General features: G+C 66.9%; 16 protein-coding genes and 1 tRNA gene. 8 read left to right on the forward strand and 9 right to left on the reverse strand.

Translation table 11 applies throughout. From position 1 onward, the window contains the following. Window positions 1-44: 44 nt before the first annotated feature. From CE453_RS20185 to CE453_RS20200, 4 genes are all read right to left on the reverse strand, one after another. The gene (locus CE453_RS20185) at window positions 45-1,076 is read right to left on the reverse strand and encodes an SDR family oxidoreductase (protein ID WP_089176203.1); all 1,032 of its coding nucleotides are present in this window, start codon (window positions 1,074-1,076) and stop codon (window positions 45-47) included. Between the two features lie 215 nt (window positions 1,077-1,291). Next, window positions 1,292-1,789, reverse strand: coding sequence for a DUF2059 domain-containing protein (locus tag CE453_RS20190; RefSeq protein ID WP_157733123.1), 498 nt, complete (start codon window positions 1,787-1,789; stop codon window positions 1,292-1,294). Between the two features lie 108 nt (window positions 1,790-1,897). Continuing rightward, complete coding sequence (rpiA, locus tag CE453_RS20195; protein WP_089176205.1) at window positions 1,898-2,599, reverse strand: ribose-5-phosphate isomerase RpiA; 702 nt, start codon at window positions 2,597-2,599, stop codon at window positions 1,898-1,900. 124 nt (window positions 2,600-2,723) lie between these two features. Next, entirely contained in the window at window positions 2,724-3,101 is a 378-nt protein-coding gene (locus CE453_RS20200) for a hypothetical protein (protein WP_248308140.1), read from the reverse strand. 181 nt (window positions 3,102-3,282) lie between these two features. On the opposite strand from CE453_RS20200, the gene gph reads away from it, so the two are divergent. Both gph and CE453_RS20210 read left to right on the forward strand, forming a co-directional pair. Next, the gene (gene gph / locus CE453_RS20205; RefSeq protein ID WP_089176206.1) at window positions 3,283-3,972 is read left to right on the forward strand and encodes a phosphoglycolate phosphatase; all 690 of its coding nucleotides are present in this window, start codon (window positions 3,283-3,285) and stop codon (window positions 3,970-3,972) included. A gap of 53 nt (window positions 3,973-4,025) precedes the next feature. Next, window positions 4,026-4,100, forward strand: a tRNA-Val gene (locus CE453_RS20210). A 71-nt stretch (window positions 4,101-4,171) separates the two neighbouring features. On the opposite strand, the gene CE453_RS20215 is transcribed toward CE453_RS20210, so the two are convergent. Further along, window positions 4,172-5,260: a helix-turn-helix transcriptional regulator gene (locus CE453_RS20215; RefSeq protein WP_089176207.1), complete on the reverse strand. Its 1,089-nt coding sequence runs from the start codon at window positions 5,258-5,260 to the stop codon at window positions 4,172-4,174. Window positions 5,261-5,504: 244 nt separating this feature from the next. Between CE453_RS20215 and CE453_RS20220 the strand changes: the two genes are divergently transcribed. Beyond that, window positions 5,505-6,185 carry an SGNH/GDSL hydrolase family protein gene (locus CE453_RS20220; RefSeq protein ID WP_089176208.1) on the forward strand — a complete coding sequence of 227 codons (681 nt, stop codon included), beginning with the start codon at window positions 5,505-5,507 and terminating at the stop codon, window positions 6,183-6,185. A 23-nt stretch (window positions 6,186-6,208) separates the two neighbouring features. Here CE453_RS20220 and CE453_RS20225 read toward each other — a convergent pair whose 3' ends face one another. Then, on the reverse strand, window positions 6,209-7,264 hold the full coding sequence (locus CE453_RS20225; RefSeq protein ID WP_157733124.1) for a hypothetical protein: 1,056 nt from the start codon (window positions 7,262-7,264) through the stop codon (window positions 6,209-6,211). A 136-nt stretch (window positions 7,265-7,400) separates the two neighbouring features. On the opposite strand from CE453_RS20225, the gene CE453_RS20230 reads away from it, so the two are divergent. Together CE453_RS20230 and CE453_RS20235 are read left to right on the forward strand one after the other, a co-directional pair. Continuing rightward, a complete protein-coding gene (locus CE453_RS20230; protein ID WP_089176210.1) occupies window positions 7,401-8,327 on the forward strand; it encodes a lytic transglycosylase domain-containing protein in 927 nt (308 codons plus the stop codon). A 190-nt stretch (window positions 8,328-8,517) separates the two neighbouring features. Continuing rightward, window positions 8,518-9,096 carry a L,D-transpeptidase gene (locus tag CE453_RS20235; protein ID WP_089176211.1) on the forward strand — a complete coding sequence of 193 codons (579 nt, stop codon included), beginning with the start codon at window positions 8,518-8,520 and terminating at the stop codon, window positions 9,094-9,096. Between the two features lie 593 nt (window positions 9,097-9,689). Here the strand turns inward: CE453_RS20235 and CE453_RS28720 are convergent. The 3 genes from CE453_RS28720 to CE453_RS20240 form a co-directional block, all read right to left on the reverse strand. After that, window positions 9,690-9,929 carry a hypothetical protein gene (locus CE453_RS28720; RefSeq protein WP_157733125.1) on the reverse strand — a complete coding sequence of 80 codons (240 nt, stop codon included), beginning with the start codon at window positions 9,927-9,929 and terminating at the stop codon, window positions 9,690-9,692. Between the two features lie 586 nt (window positions 9,930-10,515). Continuing rightward, window positions 10,516-10,851 (reverse strand): hypothetical protein, encoded by a 336-nt coding sequence (locus tag CE453_RS28725; RefSeq protein WP_157733126.1) that lies wholly within the window; start codon window positions 10,849-10,851, stop codon window positions 10,516-10,518. Between the two features lie 88 nt (window positions 10,852-10,939). After that, window positions 10,940-11,305 (reverse strand): gamma-butyrobetaine hydroxylase family protein, encoded by a 366-nt coding sequence (locus CE453_RS20240; protein WP_089178041.1) that lies wholly within the window; start codon window positions 11,303-11,305, stop codon window positions 10,940-10,942. 152 nt (window positions 11,306-11,457) lie between these two features. Here CE453_RS20240 and moaA point away from each other — a divergent pair, with 152 nt between their 5' ends. From moaA to CE453_RS20255, 3 genes are all read left to right on the forward strand, one after another. After that, window positions 11,458-12,471, forward strand: coding sequence for a GTP 3',8-cyclase MoaA (moaA, locus tag CE453_RS20245; protein WP_089178042.1), 1,014 nt, complete (start codon window positions 11,458-11,460; stop codon window positions 12,469-12,471). 162 nt (window positions 12,472-12,633) lie between these two features. Continuing rightward, complete coding sequence (locus tag CE453_RS20250; RefSeq protein ID WP_089176212.1) at window positions 12,634-13,134, forward strand: hypothetical protein; 501 nt, start codon at window positions 12,634-12,636, stop codon at window positions 13,132-13,134. After that, window positions 13,124-14,596, forward strand: a complete 1,473-nt coding sequence (locus CE453_RS20255; RefSeq protein WP_089176213.1) for a hypothetical protein — start codon at window positions 13,124-13,126, stop codon at window positions 14,594-14,596. Before CE453_RS20250 ends, CE453_RS20255 begins: the two co-directional genes overlap by 11 nt. Window positions 14,597-14,603: the final 7 nt, after the last annotated feature.

Below are 14,603 nucleotides of genomic sequence, written 5' to 3' on the forward strand. Positions count from 1 at the left end.
AGATCCTCCGGACCGGAACGATCTGCCTCTCAGGATGACGCGCTCTATTTGACGAGGCCGAGGCGGAACAGGCTCTCGCCGGTCGCCAGCAGCGCCTCCGCTGCCGGCCGCGGCTGCCAGCCGAGCATGGTCTGCGCCTTGGCGCTGGTCGCATTCTTGCGACGCCCGAGCTCGGGCGTCGCCGCCAGCCGCGCAGTCGCGCTGAAGCGGGCCACGGCATGGACCAGCCAGTTCGGCAGTACCCGCGTGGGAACCCGGTGCGCGCGCTCCGCAAGACCAGCCTTCAGCGCCAACGCGATCTCCTGCATCGTCATGAAGTCGCCGGCAACCGCGAGAAAGCGCTCGCCCGCCGCAGCCGGATCGACCATGGCGCGCAGATGGAGGTCGGCCACGTCGCGGACGTCGACGACACCGAACATGAGCTGCGGCAGCGCAGGCGGCCGCCCTTCCAGCAAGCCCTTCACCAGCATGGTCGAGGGCGAGAGATCGGAGCTCAACAAGGGGCCGAAGATCCCGACCGGATTGACCACGGCCAGTTCCATCCCCTGCCCCTCGCCGTCGGCGAATTCCCAGGCCGCCCGCTCCGCCAGCGCCTTCGACTTGGGGTAAGCGGCAAGGCCGGGCGCGGCCGGATCCGTCCAATCCCGCTCGTCATAGGGGCGCCGCAGCGAGCGACCATAGCCGACCGCTGCGAAGGACGAGGTCAGCACCACGCGGCGGACGCCGGCCCGGCACGCGGCACGCAGGACGCGCAAGGTTCCCTCACGCGCCGGGCGGATCAGGTCTTCCTCGTTCTTCGGCGCTGCCGTGAAGAGCGGCGAAGCGACGTGGAGCACGAAGGAGCATCCGGCGGCAGCCTGATCCCAGCCGTCATCCGCCAGCAGATCCGCGACAGCGACCTGCAAGCGCTCGCCGATATCGAGCCCCGGCACCGCAAGCGCCGCCCGCAACGCGGCCTCGCGCTCCGGGGAACGCAAGCTGGCACGCACGGCATAGCCCGCCTGCAGCAGAGCCAGGATGCAGTGACCGGCCACGAAGCCGGAGCCCCCGGTCACGAGAACGGTTTCACGTGTCATGACGAGACTCTCCGTCGGGTCGGGACGCAATCAGGCCCTGCGCGAAGCATCCCGGGTTCCTGTTGCGCGAAGGGCCGGCGGATGATCCGCCGGCCCTTCGTGGTTTCGATCAGGCCCCGCGCCAACCGGGCGTGGCAGCCACGATCCATGACATCGTCATCGCAGCCGGCACCTCCGAAACGGCAATTTACCTTTCGGGCCGCGGCGAGCGTGCCTCAGAGCGTATGGCCGCGCTTGCGCATCTCCTGCGCGAGGCGGTCGAACAGGTAGTTGCTGGTCTGGACGCTCCAGGGCTGCAGCACCGGAACGATGTCGTTCATCGCCTCGACGCGCATTTTCGAATAGGTCTGGCCGAGCGGCGACTTGAAGAAATCGGCGACGCCCTTGAGGTCGGCCTCGGACATCTTCCGGGCGAAGGCCTCTGCCGTCAGCTTCGCCATCTCCTCGGCACGCTTGTCGGCCTCCGGCTTCAGCTCGGCGACGATCGCGTCCACGTCCTTCTTCAGCTCCGGCCGCGTCGTGATGAGCGACGGCGCGTTGTCCTCGAATTCCTTGTAGATGCCCGTGATGCTCTGCGTGACGCCGGTCAGGTCCATGACCTCGCGCGCCGCCTGCAGATGGCTCGGAGTCGTTGCCGGAGCCTGCGCGAAAGCGGGAGCGGCGCAGAGCAGCGCCAGGCCGAGAAACGCGCTGGCGAGAGAATGGCGGACCATCGATTCAAAACCCCTTGTCTTTGAGGAAGCGGCCAGGAGCCCGGCTGCGCCTCCGGCTCCGCGAGCCGCGTTCATGCGTTCCTTAGCGTGGATCGCACCGGAATGGAATCACTCCACCTGGCCGAGCAGCCGGAGCCCGTCAGCGCCTGCCAAAATGGCCCCCGAGGCGAGGCCGATGAACAGGCCATGTTCGACCACGCCCGGAACCATGTTCAGAGCCTGAGCCAATAATTCGGGCCGCTCTATGGCACCGAGATGGGCGTCGAGAATGAAATGCCCGCCATCGGTCACGAGCGTGTCGCCGTCCGGCCGGGTCCGCAAGGTCAGCTTCCCGGCGGCCCCCGACGCTGCGATCGCGGCCACAACCGCCCGCCGCGTCGCTTCCAGCCCGAAGGGCACGACCTCGATCGGCAGCGGGAAGCGGCCGAGCGTCGGCACGAGCTTGCCGTCATCGGCGATCACGATCATGCGCGCGGAAGCCGCCGCGACGATCTTCTCGCGCAGCAGCGCGGCACCACCGCCCTTGATCAGGCGCAATTGCGGATCGACCTCGTCGGCGCCGTCGACCGTCAGGTCGAGCGCCGGCGTCTCGTCGAGCGTCGACATCGGGATGTTCAGGGAGAGGGCCTGGGCCTGCGTCGCCTCGGAGGTCGCGACGCAGATCACGTCGAGCCCTTCCGCGACGCGACGGCCGAGCAGGTCGACGAAATGCTTGGCGGTCGAGCCCGTTCCGAGGCCGAGCCGCATGCCGGGCCGCACCAGTTCGAGCGCGCGGGCCGCGGCCTGCCTCTTCAGTTCGTCGGCGTTCATGGTTCTACCCGGGCAGTTGGGGGATTGCAGGAGATCAGGCCCATCCGAAGCGGATAGCGGCGCCGTCCTGCCGTGCCGGAGCCAGAGAGTCCAGCCCTCAGGAGCTGCCCTCCCCGGTCTCGCGCTATTTCCCCTGGGGCGTGCACACCGTCTTGTCGTCGAAGACGTAGCAGATGCTCATCTCGCCGGTGCGCAGATTGACGCGGAAGATGCCGCCTTCCTTCTCGTGGCGGGAGGGCATCAATCCGTATTCGCTCGGCGTCTGCGGGCCTGCGCCCTCACCGGCCGGGAAGCAGATGGTGATGCCGACACCACCTTCCTTGAGCTGGAACTGGCAGGCGCCAACCTCGCCGGTCGCGCGATCGACGCGGTAGACACGGTTGAGGTCGTTCTGCGGCGCCGGCGCGAATTCGAAATTGCCCGCGAGCGCCGGGCCTGCGACGGCGAGCGGCAGGAAAGACCAGCGCAGGGCGCGCCAGCCGCGCCGCAAACGATCGAGCATCTTCGACATCACAAGGTTCCCTGCCGCAAGACAAGCGACGAATCGCCGGCAGGATAGCACCAAGCATCCCGGATTTGAGGCCGGTCTGGCCGGGTTGCGCCCGCCACCCTTGCCAAGCCGCGCCGAAGAACCTTTAAGCGGTCGCATACCGCGCGCTTCGGCAGCCAAGGATATCGCGACCATGAGCCTCTCCCCCATCGTCGTCTTCGATCTCGACGGCACCCTGGCCGAGACAGCGCCCGACATCATGCGCACGCTGAACGTCATCCTCGAGCGGGAAGGCCTCGCCGCCCTGCCGCTGGAGCGGGCGCGCGAACTGGTCGGCGCCGGCGCGAAGGCACTGATCGAGCGGGGCTTCAAGGTTTCCGGCCGCCCGCTCGATGCGGAGACGCTGGAGCGGCTGTTCCAGGACTTCCTGGCGATCTATGCGCAGGACGTGGCCTCCAACAGCTATCTGTTCGACGGCATCCTCGGCGCGATGGATCGCCTGACGGGCGAGGGCTATGCACTCGCCGTCTGCACCAACAAGCCGATCCTGCACACCAGGCTGATCCTCGATCATTTCGGCATCGCCCAGCGCTTCGCCGCAGTGGCGGGGCGCGACACCTTCCCCTATTTCAAGCCCGACCCGCGGCACCTCACCCTGACCATCGAGATGGCGAAGGGCGACCCGAAGCGGGCCGTAATGATCGGCGATTCGCGCACGGACATCGCGACCGCGCGTGCCGCCGGCATTCCGTCGATCTGCGTGCCTTTCGGCTATACCGATGCGCCGATCGAAACGCTGGAGCCGGATTTCGTCATCCAGCACTTCGACGAGCTGCCGTCCGCCGTCGCCCGCGCGCTCGATCCGGTGGCCATCGCGTCCTGAGTGCAGAACCGTTCTTGACGGCACCCGGCGCGCCGACTAGGAGAGGCCCGTCCGGGCGATTAGCTCAGCGGTAGAGCACTCCCTTCACACGGGAGGGGTCACAGGTTCGATCCCTGTATCGCCCACCATTTTCTCCGGACTTTCCTGAAATTTGTTGCAGCGTGCGAATGAGCGCGCGGCACCGGTTCCCGCGCCCCGGTCACATCGCCAGCGGCGCCAGCCTCCGGATGAAGTCGGCCTGGGACTGGCAGCCCGTCTTCGCAAGGACGTTCTTGACCTGGGAGCGAACGGTCTCGCGCGAAACACGGCGCTCCACCGCGATCTCGTTGATGGAACGGCCATCGAGGATCCGAGTGGCCACGGCGGCCTCGCCACGCGTCAGATCATAGAGCTCGCAGAGCAGCGAAGCTTCGATCCGCAGCGCCCGGTCCGAGACCGTGACGACCAGCATCGCCTGCGCACGTGAAAAGATGTCGAGCGCCTGCCGGCGGATCGGCAGCACGTGGATGATGAAGGCCGGGCTGTCGTCCTTGCGCGGAATCGGAATCGAGCGGATGTCGCCGAGCCGGTCCAGAGCCAGTTCGGACAGAGCCTTCTGGAGCAGCGCATTCGCACGCTCGTCATCGAGGGCGATCCGGTCCCAGGCGCGGATCAGAACCTGTTTCAGAAGCGTCTCGAAGCCGGGGTTGGTGGCCATGACGTTGCCGCGGGCGCCGACCAGCGCGGCGGGCGATCCCGCCCGCTCGAAGGAATCGAGGCTGGCCTGGGCACGCTGCATCTGGAGCTTGGAAGCCAGGACCGCCGCCCTGGCCAGATGCGGACGGTTGCTGTCGAGGACCTCAACCTCCCGCCGGGCGACGGGGCCGAGATCGAATTTGCGTTCCAGCGTGAAGACGATGTTGTCGCCCGACGAGGAACGGACATGCGTCGCCGTTCCCCAGCCATAGCCCTCCGGATAGAGGAAATCTCGATACATGGCGGTATCGGCGAGAGCTTCGTCCTGGAAGAGATCGTGATCCGTGACGAAGCCGGTGCCTCCATGCGCCAGCAACCCGGCCATGCGGGCATTCCGGTTCATCCAGCCCTGTTCCATGAAGCGCTCGAAAACCGGCGCGAACTCCTTGCAAGCCACCCAGTTGGTGCCCTGATTGGAATGGGCGAACAGGAGCCCACCGGTACAGCCCGCGATCTGGGCGAGCCGTGCGATCGCCGTCGGCCACACCTCAGGCACCGCCGCAGCCTCGTAGAGCATGGCCACGGCATCGCCGAACTCATTCGTATCCAACATGAAATCGCCCCAACCCGCTCCTCGCTGATGCGGCACTGCGGAACGTTCGTCAATCGCCGTCGGCCAGGCGGGACATCTGTCGGCCGTCACCCTGCCGGGGGATGCGCCGCCACGGCCGGTTTGAGCAGGTGACAACGCAGCCGGCTGGGCCGGGATGCGTCAAGGCCAACCTGATCGCCCGGATCGCCGACCACTCGCAATGGATCTTCGTTTTGCCCTGCGCCGCAGCGTCCTGAAACGACGCATGTTGATCGCATTGGCCGCAACTGCGTTGGCTGCTGCCGGCCTCATCGCCTATCGAAGCACCGGCAAGGCTCCCTCGGCGAAAGCCATCGCCGCGGCGGCCCTTCCGGCGATGGCCGCGGAGCTGGCGCGGGCTCCGAGCGGTTTCGTGCTGCTCGCCGGGGATTCGCACGCCGCCGCGCTGCACCTGCCCTGCAATAGCGTGAACGTCGCGGTGAAGGGCCTCAAGGCCCATGACGTCCGATCTCAGCTGTCGAGACTGCCGATACCGACCGAACCTTCGCGCGTCCTCCTCGTCGTCGGCAGCAACGACATTCTCCGCAAGCACGAGCCGTTGCGACGGGTCGACGACTGGGCCGCCGAGATGCAGCGAACGATCGCGCTGTTTCGCCAGGTCGTGGTGACGGCGATCCCGCCGCTCGGCGGCGAAGCGATCGGGCAGTTCGATCCGGAGGCCGTCCGCATCTATTCGCAGCGCCTGAAGGCCATGTGCTCGTCCGGTGGCTGCCTCTATGTCGACCCATGGCGGGCGCTCAGGAGCAAGCTCTTCGGCGAGGCGAGGAGCAGTGTCATGGCCGATGGGCTGCACCCTGCCGACTACAGCGCCCCGGCACACGAACTCGCCGAGATCCTGTGTTCGAAACCCGCGCCTGAAGGCGTCGAGTCCGTGATGGCCGATTGAGCTTCGCCCCCAGAGCGACAGGTCTATCGCATGACGCGCGCTGCGCCGTCGGGCAGGGCTGCGTCGCCTTTCGCGACACCGACGAGTTCTTCCTCGACGCGCTGCGCGATCGGCAGGCGGAAGTGGAGATTGTCCCAGTAATTGGCGTCCTGCGTCGTCACCGGCGAAGCATGGGCATAATCCACCATGGTCGCACCATAACGCCGGGCCGCCGCGGCAATCCCAGCCTTGCAAGCGGCATAGCGCTGGCCGGCAACGCTCCCCTCGCGCGGGAAGGCGGCAACATGCGAGGGCGGCATGACCAGCATCAGGCGCGTCGATTTCGGGTAGGCGGCGAGCGCCTCGTCGAGCCAGCCCAGGGCCGGGAAACGCCAGCCCGCTCGCTCGGCCGGCGGCACCGGCATCGGCGGCAAGGGCGACAGGTCCAGCGGTACGCCGCCATTGTTCTCGTAGATGTGGCCGCGAGCGCGAGCGAGATCGTAGCTCGCCTCGGGCGGAGTGAAGACCTCGTAGCCGTCGCCGCGGATGCGCTCGGGACCGAGTCCCAGGCGATACGCGAACAACCGGCTGGCGATCTCGAGATTGGTCAGGTTCATCAGCTTCAGCCAGTCGAACCAGCGCACTTCGCGGGAAAACCAGGCCGGCACCGGTCGCGGCGTCAGGCGCTTGGCCGGGTCGGTGGCGTCGGCCTCGCACCAGTTCGTGTCGAGCCCCCAGATCAGCCAGCGCGGCGCCGGCGTGTGCTCGCGGAAGAGCCGCACGGTCTGGGTCTGCTCCCAGGGCGTAGCGGCGTTCATGGCGAGGTTGACGAAGCGAGCGCCGAGATCGCGGGACAGCGCCTGGGGATCGATCAAGCGCATGGTGGACGAGCCGACCACAGCCGCGTCGAAGGCGCCCGAGCGGACCAGCTGCGGGTACATGTAGCGCTGGTTGATATCCATGATCGGCCGGGCCGACTGCCCAGCCTGAACGCGCATGCCGAAAGGATCGAGCGCCGCGACGAAGGCGAAGAGCAGCCCGGCGAAGACCAGCGCCGCCAGCAGGAACCATCGCGACCAGGCAATCCAGGCTTTCGCCATATCGGGCATTCTGCTCCTCGCCGGGCGACCGCCGGGCCGGCCGCGTCAGCCGCGTCTTCGCACAGGCAGACCCCGCAGAACAACCGCATGCGTGTCACGGCTGGCTGCGACAAGCGGGACATGCGAGAAGCCAGCGATGCCTCGGAAGCCTTCCCGCCTGCCCTGCCCGGTCGGACTCCTCGCCGCGCTGCTGCTCGCGGCAGCGCTGTCCGCTTTCGCGCCGGCCGCTGCCGAGGAGGTCGCCACGCCCTCCTCCGGCATCGAGGATGCGCTCTGCCGGCTGATCGACGACGCGGCGCGGACGCATTCCGTCCCAGCCGCCTTCCTGACGCGGCTGATCTTCCAGGAATCGAGCTTCCGGCCCGGCGTCACCAGCCCGGCCGGCGCGCAGGGCGTCGCGCAGTTCATGCCCGGCACGGCCCGCGAGCGCGGGCTCATCGACCCCTTCGACCCCGAGCAGGCCGTCCCGAAGGCCGCCCATTTCCTGGCGGAGCTGCATGACCGCTTCGGCAATTGGGGGCTGGCGGCCGCCGGCTACAATGGCGGGCCGAACCGGGTCGCGGCCTGGCTCGCCGCCCGGAAGGCGAAGCAGAGCCGTTTCCTGCCCTTCGAGACCGAGAACTACGTCCTCGCCGTCACCGGCCACTCCGTCGAGGATTGGGCGGAGGATGCGGAGAACACCGCCAATGGCGACGGGCGCTCGCCGCCTCCGCTGGCGGTGACGTCCGATCCGCAAGCGACCTGTGCGCCGACCCTCGTCGCGATCCGCCGGGCGCGGCCTGCCCTTCCCGCCATCGCGGAAGCACCCTTTGCGCCCTGGGGCGTGCAGCTTGCCGGCAATTTCTCGAAGGCGCGGGCGCTCGCTTCCTTCCGGCGCGCCGGCGCGCGCCATCGCGGCATCATCGGCAACCTGCAGCCGATGGTGATCGGCACGAGGCTGCGAAGCCGCGGCACGCGGGCGTTCTACCGGGTCCGTCTGCCGGCCGCGACGCGGGCCGAAGCCACCGCGCTGTGCCGCCGCATCCAGGCCGACCGGGGCGCCTGCGTCGTGCTGAGAAGCTGAGCCGGCACCCCTTGCAACCGGCGGCAATGTTGCAGGGGCGCAACGGGCCAAAGCAAAGCTCGGCCGCTCTCATCGATGTGATGGCGGCGCAATTGCACGGCCCAAATGAGTCTGACAGGACATTGAGGAGACGTTGACTTTTCCATGTCAACTTCGTGCCCAGCGCCACCGATCGTCCGAGGTCCTTCCGATGCTCCGTCCTACCCGTCTGGCCGTGCTTGCCGGCCTTGGCCTGCTCGCTCTGGGCACTGCCGCCCGCGCCGAAATCGATCCGCTCACGCGCCAGCCGCTGGTCCAGTATGTCGACCCGGCGAAGGCCCAGGCCACCGCCATCCCGCGCGAAGTCGTCGAGTACCAGACCAGGCAGCGGCCGGGCACCATCGTCATCAACACCACCGAACGGCGCCTCTATTTCGTGCTGCCGGACGGCAAGGCCGTGCGCTACGGCGTCGGCGTCGGTCGCCCCGGCTTCGACTGGGCCGGCGCCCATTCCATCACCCGCAAGGCCGAATGGCCTGGCTGGACGCCGCCGGCTTCGATGCTGAAGCGCCGCCCCGACCTGCCGCGCCACATGGCCGGCGGTCCGGACAACCCGCTCGGGGCGCGGGCCCTCTATCTCGGCTCGACCCTTTACCGCATCCACGGCTCGAACGAGCCGGAGACGATCGGCCAGGCTGTCTCCTCGGGCTGCATCCGCATGCTGAACGAGGACGTGATCGATCTCTACGAGCGCGCCAAGGTTGGCACCCGCGTGGTCGTCGCGCGCTGAGCGGCGCCAACGGCAGAGATTTCAAAGGCCGGCGGCGACGCCGGCCTTTTTCTTTGGAGGCGTGCGCCTGGCGGCTCGCGCACACAAGCTTTCGGCCGCCCGCGTTGCCGCGTTCGTCCGGGATGAGGGGCAGCGGAGCGCCGCGAGGCGCAGGTTGTATCGGGCCGCGTCCATTGAGCCAGGACGCGGCGCGGAAGGATTGAGCCACCTTCCGCACGCCCCGTGGCGCTCCGCCTTCGGCGATTTTCAGACTCCGAGCCGCGCTTATAAGGGCGGGCGGGCCAGCCATGCCGTCCTGCGGCCTCAACGCCCCAAAGGGTGCGCCACACCGCGGTGTCGGACAGGGCCGCTTCCGCCAACCCGTCCAGCGAGCTCCTCGCACAGGGATCGTAATGTCCCCAGGGCGGTGCCCCGAAGCCTCCCGGGAGTGGATCGTAACTCCACCCGCAGGCGCCGACCTCGCCCCGCCAACGGCATACCTCCGGATGGCTGCCCCTCGGGGACGAGGTGACCCCAGAATAGCCATGCCCCGACAGGCGGGGATAAGTTTGCGGCAAGGCCAGCTTCCGACCCGTAGTGGTCATCCGCCACGACTACGAAGCGCCGATGCCCGTGTCCGATGCGAGGAAGCGCTCGACAGCGCCGGCGCTCAATGCCTGAGCGGGATCTTCCCTCCAAAGATCAAGAATGATGGCTGCTAAGCGGGCTCTCGCCCGCCTCTGCTGCTGACCCCAGACGGTGTTAACGCTGTTCACCGCCATCCAAGCTGCGTCGAAAGCGCGAGCCAATTTTGCCAGTTCTACAGGTTCGACAACAATGCCTTGAAACGGCATGTCCTCTCCATGCGCCAGAGAAGAGGAACAATTTAAGAGGCAGCGCACCCCTCGCAATGTCAAAAGCTAGGTCCGCTTTCGAACCATAACAGACCCTCGGGTCTTGCTAGCGGCTAGATTTTTCGCTCCAAATATCACCATGTACGTATCTTACGATGACATCACGAAGCGCATCGCCCAACCACCTCTGTGGTGGTGCAATGGCGTTCCAAGATATGGCCAGTTTCGTCCGAACGATACGAGCGTCTACGCCTCTGCCGCAGTGCTCGTTTCGGTGCATTGCCAATATTGCAGAAAGCCCTTTCTCGTCGGTGTAGCTGGCAATACCCCTGGGCTAATAGCTTCAGATGGAAGCCAGATTGGAGATTTATCAGACGACCCACCTTATCATCACATTGACCCCCCGGATCCTATAGAGCCACGATGCACGGGCATCAGTGCCACAATGGTTCCGCTGGAGATCATCGAAGCGTGGTGGCGCCCCCCGGAGATCTCTAGCGTGTGGACGCGCCTGCCCCATCTTGAAGGACCTTGGAAGGCCTAAACGTCTGCTCACGACCCGTTGCAGAAGCCGATATCGGCAACGTTATTCCCGGCCCCCGTGCGTCTCTTTGGGATCATTATATACCGTTTCCCATCCCACGGGCTTGCGGCCGCCTTTGACCGGTTCGGCGAGAAATCCCAATAGCTCGATACCTGCTGTATTGGGCATGAACGTCCACCCTTGATTGACCCCGAGGCCGAGTTCTTCAAGGTAACCTGCTACACCCTCGCGAGCTCCGGATGCGTAGTGTTCAAAGTGTAGAACGCCCTTTTCATCCGCAAACGGCGGCTCATGTTCAAACCATAGACATAGAAGGTGCCAGCCAGCCTTAAGTGCTGGATCGGTCGGGGCGCCATGCCTATCGCGCTCGATGGCCATCTCTCGAAATCCCTATAACGGCAGATGCGCCGCCAGAATGGCGGGGTCGCGCGACGTCTGCAATCGGCCCAAAGCTGCCCTTCCCAGCTTATCGCCCCCTCTCCCGCGAAAGCCCTTTCTCGGCGAGCGCCGCCTCATAGGCGCGCATCTTCTCGCCCATCTGCTCGCCAAGCTCGCGCAGATAATCCCAGGCATAGATGCCCGTGTCGTGCATGTCGTCGAAGCCCAGCCTGACCGCATAATGCCCGACCGGCTCGACTCTCAGGATCTCCACCGTGGCCTTGCCGGGGACGATCGTCTTCTGGCTCGGATGATGGCCCTGCACCTCGGCGGAAGGGCTCTCGACCCGCAGGAGCTCGGCGGGAAGCGCGAAGCTCGCGCCGTCGTCGAAGGTGACGTGCAGCGTGCGGCGGTCCTTGGCGAGACGGATCTCGGTCGGCCAGGATGACATGATCGTGCGCCTCCTTTCGTCGCGGGTAGCAGCCATGCGCTTGACCTTCGGCGCATCGGTGCCAATGTCTCGCTATAGCAATGTGAAGAAGCGCCTGCATCCCGTGCGGAGCGGGCGCCGCAGCCGGAGTTGAGGCAGACGTGCTGCTCGACGACATGAAGCCGCTGACGCGGGCGCCGCTGGTCGACCCGTTCGGCCGCACGATTTCCTATCTGCGCATCTCGGTGACGGATCGCTGCGATTTCCGCTGCGTCTATTGCATGGCCGAGAACATGCAGTTCCTGCCGCGCAAGGAGCTGCTGACGCTGGAGGAGCTCGACCGCATCGCCAGCGCCTTCGTCGCGCGCGGCACGCGCAAGCTGCGACTCACCGGTGGCGAGCCGCTGGTGCGCCGCGACATCATGAGCCTGTTCCGCTCGCTTTCGCGCCACCTCACCTCCGGCGCGCTCGATGAACTGACGCTGACCACCAATGGCTCGCTGCTGCACAAATATGCCGACGAGCTCGCCGGCTACGGCGTGCGCCGCGTCAACGTGTCGCTCGATACCCTCGATGCCGACAAGTTCCGCGAGATCACCCGCCGCGGCGACCTCAACGTCGTGCTCGGCGGCATCGAGGCGGCGCGCAAGGCCGGCATCCGCGTCAAGATCAACGCCGTGGCGCTGAAGGGCGTCAATGACGGCGAGATCGAACAGCTGATGCTCTGGTCGCACGGCCTCGGCATGGACCTGACCCTGATCGAGGTCATGCCGATGGGCGAGATCGAGGTCGGGCGCATCGACCAGTACCTGCCGCTCTCGGTGGTGCGTGGCAACCTCGCGGAGAAGTATTCGCTGGTCGACGACCCGTACCGGACCGGCGGACCGGCGCGCTATGCCCGCGTCAAGGAGACCGGCGGCCTCGTCGGCTTCATCACGCCCATGACCCATAATTTCTGCGAGAGCTGCAACCGCGTGCGCCTGACCTGCACCGGTACGCTCTACATGTGCCTCGGCCAGGAGGACGCAGCCGATCTGCGCGCCGCCGTACGGTCCTCGAAGGACGATGCCCTCCTCTTCCGCACGATGGACGAGGCGATCGCACGCAAGCCCAAGGGCCACGACTTCGTCATCGACCGCCGCCACGACAAGCCTGCGGTCGGCCGGCACATGAGCGTGACGGGCGGCTGACGCTCCCCGCCTTCCCTTGACCGGCCGGGCGAATGCGGTAACCGTCGGGCCATGGCGGGGCGTTTGCGTTCAGTAATTCAGGTTGGGGCACGCCGGCTGCACGCGGCCGGCAGCGCGCTCTACGAAGCTGCGCGGCAGACCCACGCAGCCCGGCTCCTCATCATGGCTGCACGGCTCAAGTGGGAAACTCCGCTTGTCGCCATCCTCGTCGCAGCGACCCTGCTCTTCTGCCTCTATCTCGGCTGGTCGACCGGCCGCGGGGTGCATGCCGTGCTCCTGCCCGCCTCGCCGACCGGGATCGGTGCGACGATCGCCGGCCTCATCGCGGGACTTGCGGTGCTGGAGCTCACCGCCGCCTTCGCGGTCACGCTGATGACGGCCGGCCTGCAGCTCGCCTATGACACCGGGCGGCATTGCATGCTCGCCCTGCTTGCGATCGCCAGCGCCTTCGCGCTCGCCGGCCTGGCGTGGCGGCTCTGGGAGTTCGAAACCGCCGCTTTCGCCGGCACGATCCTGCCCGTGCTGGGCACGGCCGGTCTCGTCACGCTGACGGTCTGGTTCGAGCGCACCTATCTGCGGCCGGCCTATCCCGGCTTCCGCGATTTCTGGGTCGACGTCGTCGACGCCCGCCACTTCCTGATGCGGTCCGCCCATGGCGAATGAGAACGGCAGCGCCGAGCCGCAACGGCGCAGCAGCATCGCCCCGATGACGGCGCATCACCTCGCCGAGTCGGTCAAGGCCGGGCATCACGGCGCCAGCGACGCGGTCGAGAACCAACCACCGGCTCATGCGACGATGCTGTCGCAGACCGAGCAGACGCTGATCGCGCGGGCCCGCGAGCATTTCACCACGATCCGGCAAGAGGCGGCGGCGAGCCTCAACGCGCTCCAGGCCGAGATCGCCGGCCGGCGCGAATTGTTCACGCAACAGCGCTTCGAGGGGCGCGTGCGCAGCGTCGAAGCGACGATGCGCGCCGCCCTCAACAAGCATGGCAGCGAGCTGGAGCAACGCGTCTACGACGCGCTGCGGGCCAAGCGCGAATACGCCTTCTTCAACTACGAGAACAAGCGCCGGGCCGATCCCAAGCTCGACAAATGGCAGTTCATCCTGTTCTTCCTCGTCGTGCCGCTGGTGATCGAAAGCCTGCTCAACGGCAACTTCTTCGCCGAGGCCAGCGATTTCGGCCTGGTCGGCGGCGCGGCGACGGCCGTCATCATCTCGGCGCTCAACATCTCGCTCGGCTTCTTCATGGGCGTCGGCCCCGCGCGCTACTGCCAGCATGTGAAGAGCTCGCATCTGTTCTGGGCGCTGCCGGCCTATGCCGGCATGATCGCGCTGATCGTGCTGTTCAATCTGGCCGTCGGCCATTACCGCGAGATGCTGATCGCCAATCCCGATGCGCGCTCCTTCCAGGTGATGCCGCGCATGCTGGAGAACCCCTTCGCCATCTACGATCTGAAATCGGTGGCGCTCGTCATCATCGGCTGCATCGTCGCCTTCGTCTCGGCGACCAAGGGCTATTCGGCCTTCGGCAGCTATCCGGGCCATGCCGCCGCCTATAAGCGCTGGCGCCAGCGCTGGGGAGCGGTCGAGGAGGAGCGGCGCCGGCTCGACGGCGAGTTGCTGCCGGAGCTGGAGGCGCTGAGGACGCAGATCGACGGCTTCCGCGAGGATTGCCGCGACGAGCTCGGCAAGCTCCAGGGCCTGAAGGCCAAGGCCGAGAAGGCGCGCGATCTCTACGTCTCCCGTCTCGGGCAGCTGCGCGCCGCCAAGGACGCGGCGATGATGCAATATCGCGAGGCCAATCTGCGTGTCCGCACCGATCTGCCGCCGGCCTATTTCGCGCAAAGCCTCAACCTCGCCGAGATCGACCAGCCCAGCGAACTGCCGGAATATGTCGCCGCACGCCGCCAGATGGAGGATTTCGAGCAGCAGCTCGGCACGATGCCGGCACTGATCGAGGCGACGCTGAAGGACAGGCTCGTGCTGCTGCGCGGCATCGACCTCGCCGGCGAGGTCGAGCAGGTGAAGCTGCGCGCAGCGCAGGCCGGGCGCGAGGCCTTCGAGCGCGACGAGGCGGCGCAGAAGCAGGCGGCCGAGGAATTCGCCGCCATGCCGCGCTAGGCTCCCG

Origin of the sequence: Bosea sp. AS-1, assembly GCF_002220095.1 — a bacterium.
Classification (GTDB): domain Bacteria; phylum Pseudomonadota; class Alphaproteobacteria; order Rhizobiales; family Beijerinckiaceae; genus Allobosea.

Excerpts from the sequence above, each read along its gene's own strand:
- CE453_RS20185 (WP_089176203.1), bottom strand. The coding sequence starts at position 1,076 with ATGACACGTGAAACCGTTCTCGTGACCGGGGGCTCCGGCTTCGTGGCC.
- CE453_RS20190 (WP_157733123.1), bottom strand. The coding sequence starts at position 1,789 with ATGGTCCGCCATTCTCTCGCCAGCGCGTTTCTCGGCCTGGCGCTGCTC.
- rpiA (WP_089176205.1), bottom strand. The coding sequence starts at position 2,599 with ATGAACGCCGACGAACTGAAGAGGCAGGCCGCGGCCCGCGCGCTCGAA.
- CE453_RS20200 (WP_248308140.1), bottom strand. The coding sequence starts at position 3,101 with ATGCTCGATCGTTTGCGGCGCGGCTGGCGCGCCCTGCGCTGGTCTTTC.
- gph (WP_089176206.1), top strand. The coding sequence starts at position 3,283 with ATGAGCCTCTCCCCCATCGTCGTCTTCGATCTCGACGGCACCCTGGCC.
- CE453_RS20215 (WP_089176207.1), bottom strand. The coding sequence starts at position 5,260 with ATGTTGGATACGAATGAGTTCGGCGATGCCGTGGCCATGCTCTACGAG.
- CE453_RS20220 (WP_089176208.1), top strand. The coding sequence starts at position 5,505 with ATGTTGATCGCATTGGCCGCAACTGCGTTGGCTGCTGCCGGCCTCATC.
- CE453_RS20225 (WP_157733124.1), bottom strand. The coding sequence starts at position 7,264 with ATGGCGAAAGCCTGGATTGCCTGGTCGCGATGGTTCCTGCTGGCGGCG.
- CE453_RS20230 (WP_089176210.1), top strand. The coding sequence starts at position 7,401 with ATGCCTCGGAAGCCTTCCCGCCTGCCCTGCCCGGTCGGACTCCTCGCC.
- CE453_RS20235 (WP_089176211.1), top strand. The coding sequence starts at position 8,518 with ATGCTCCGTCCTACCCGTCTGGCCGTGCTTGCCGGCCTTGGCCTGCTC.
- CE453_RS28720 (WP_157733125.1), bottom strand. The coding sequence starts at position 9,929 with ATGCCGTTTCAAGGCATTGTTGTCGAACCTGTAGAACTGGCAAAATTG.
- CE453_RS28725 (WP_157733126.1), bottom strand. The coding sequence starts at position 10,851 with ATGGCCATCGAGCGCGATAGGCATGGCGCCCCGACCGATCCAGCACTT.
- moaA (WP_089178042.1), top strand. The coding sequence starts at position 11,458 with ATGAAGCCGCTGACGCGGGCGCCGCTGGTCGACCCGTTCGGCCGCACG.
- CE453_RS20250 (WP_089176212.1), top strand. The coding sequence starts at position 12,634 with ATGGCTGCACGGCTCAAGTGGGAAACTCCGCTTGTCGCCATCCTCGTC.
- CE453_RS20255 (WP_089176213.1), top strand. The coding sequence starts at position 13,124 with ATGGCGAATGAGAACGGCAGCGCCGAGCCGCAACGGCGCAGCAGCATC.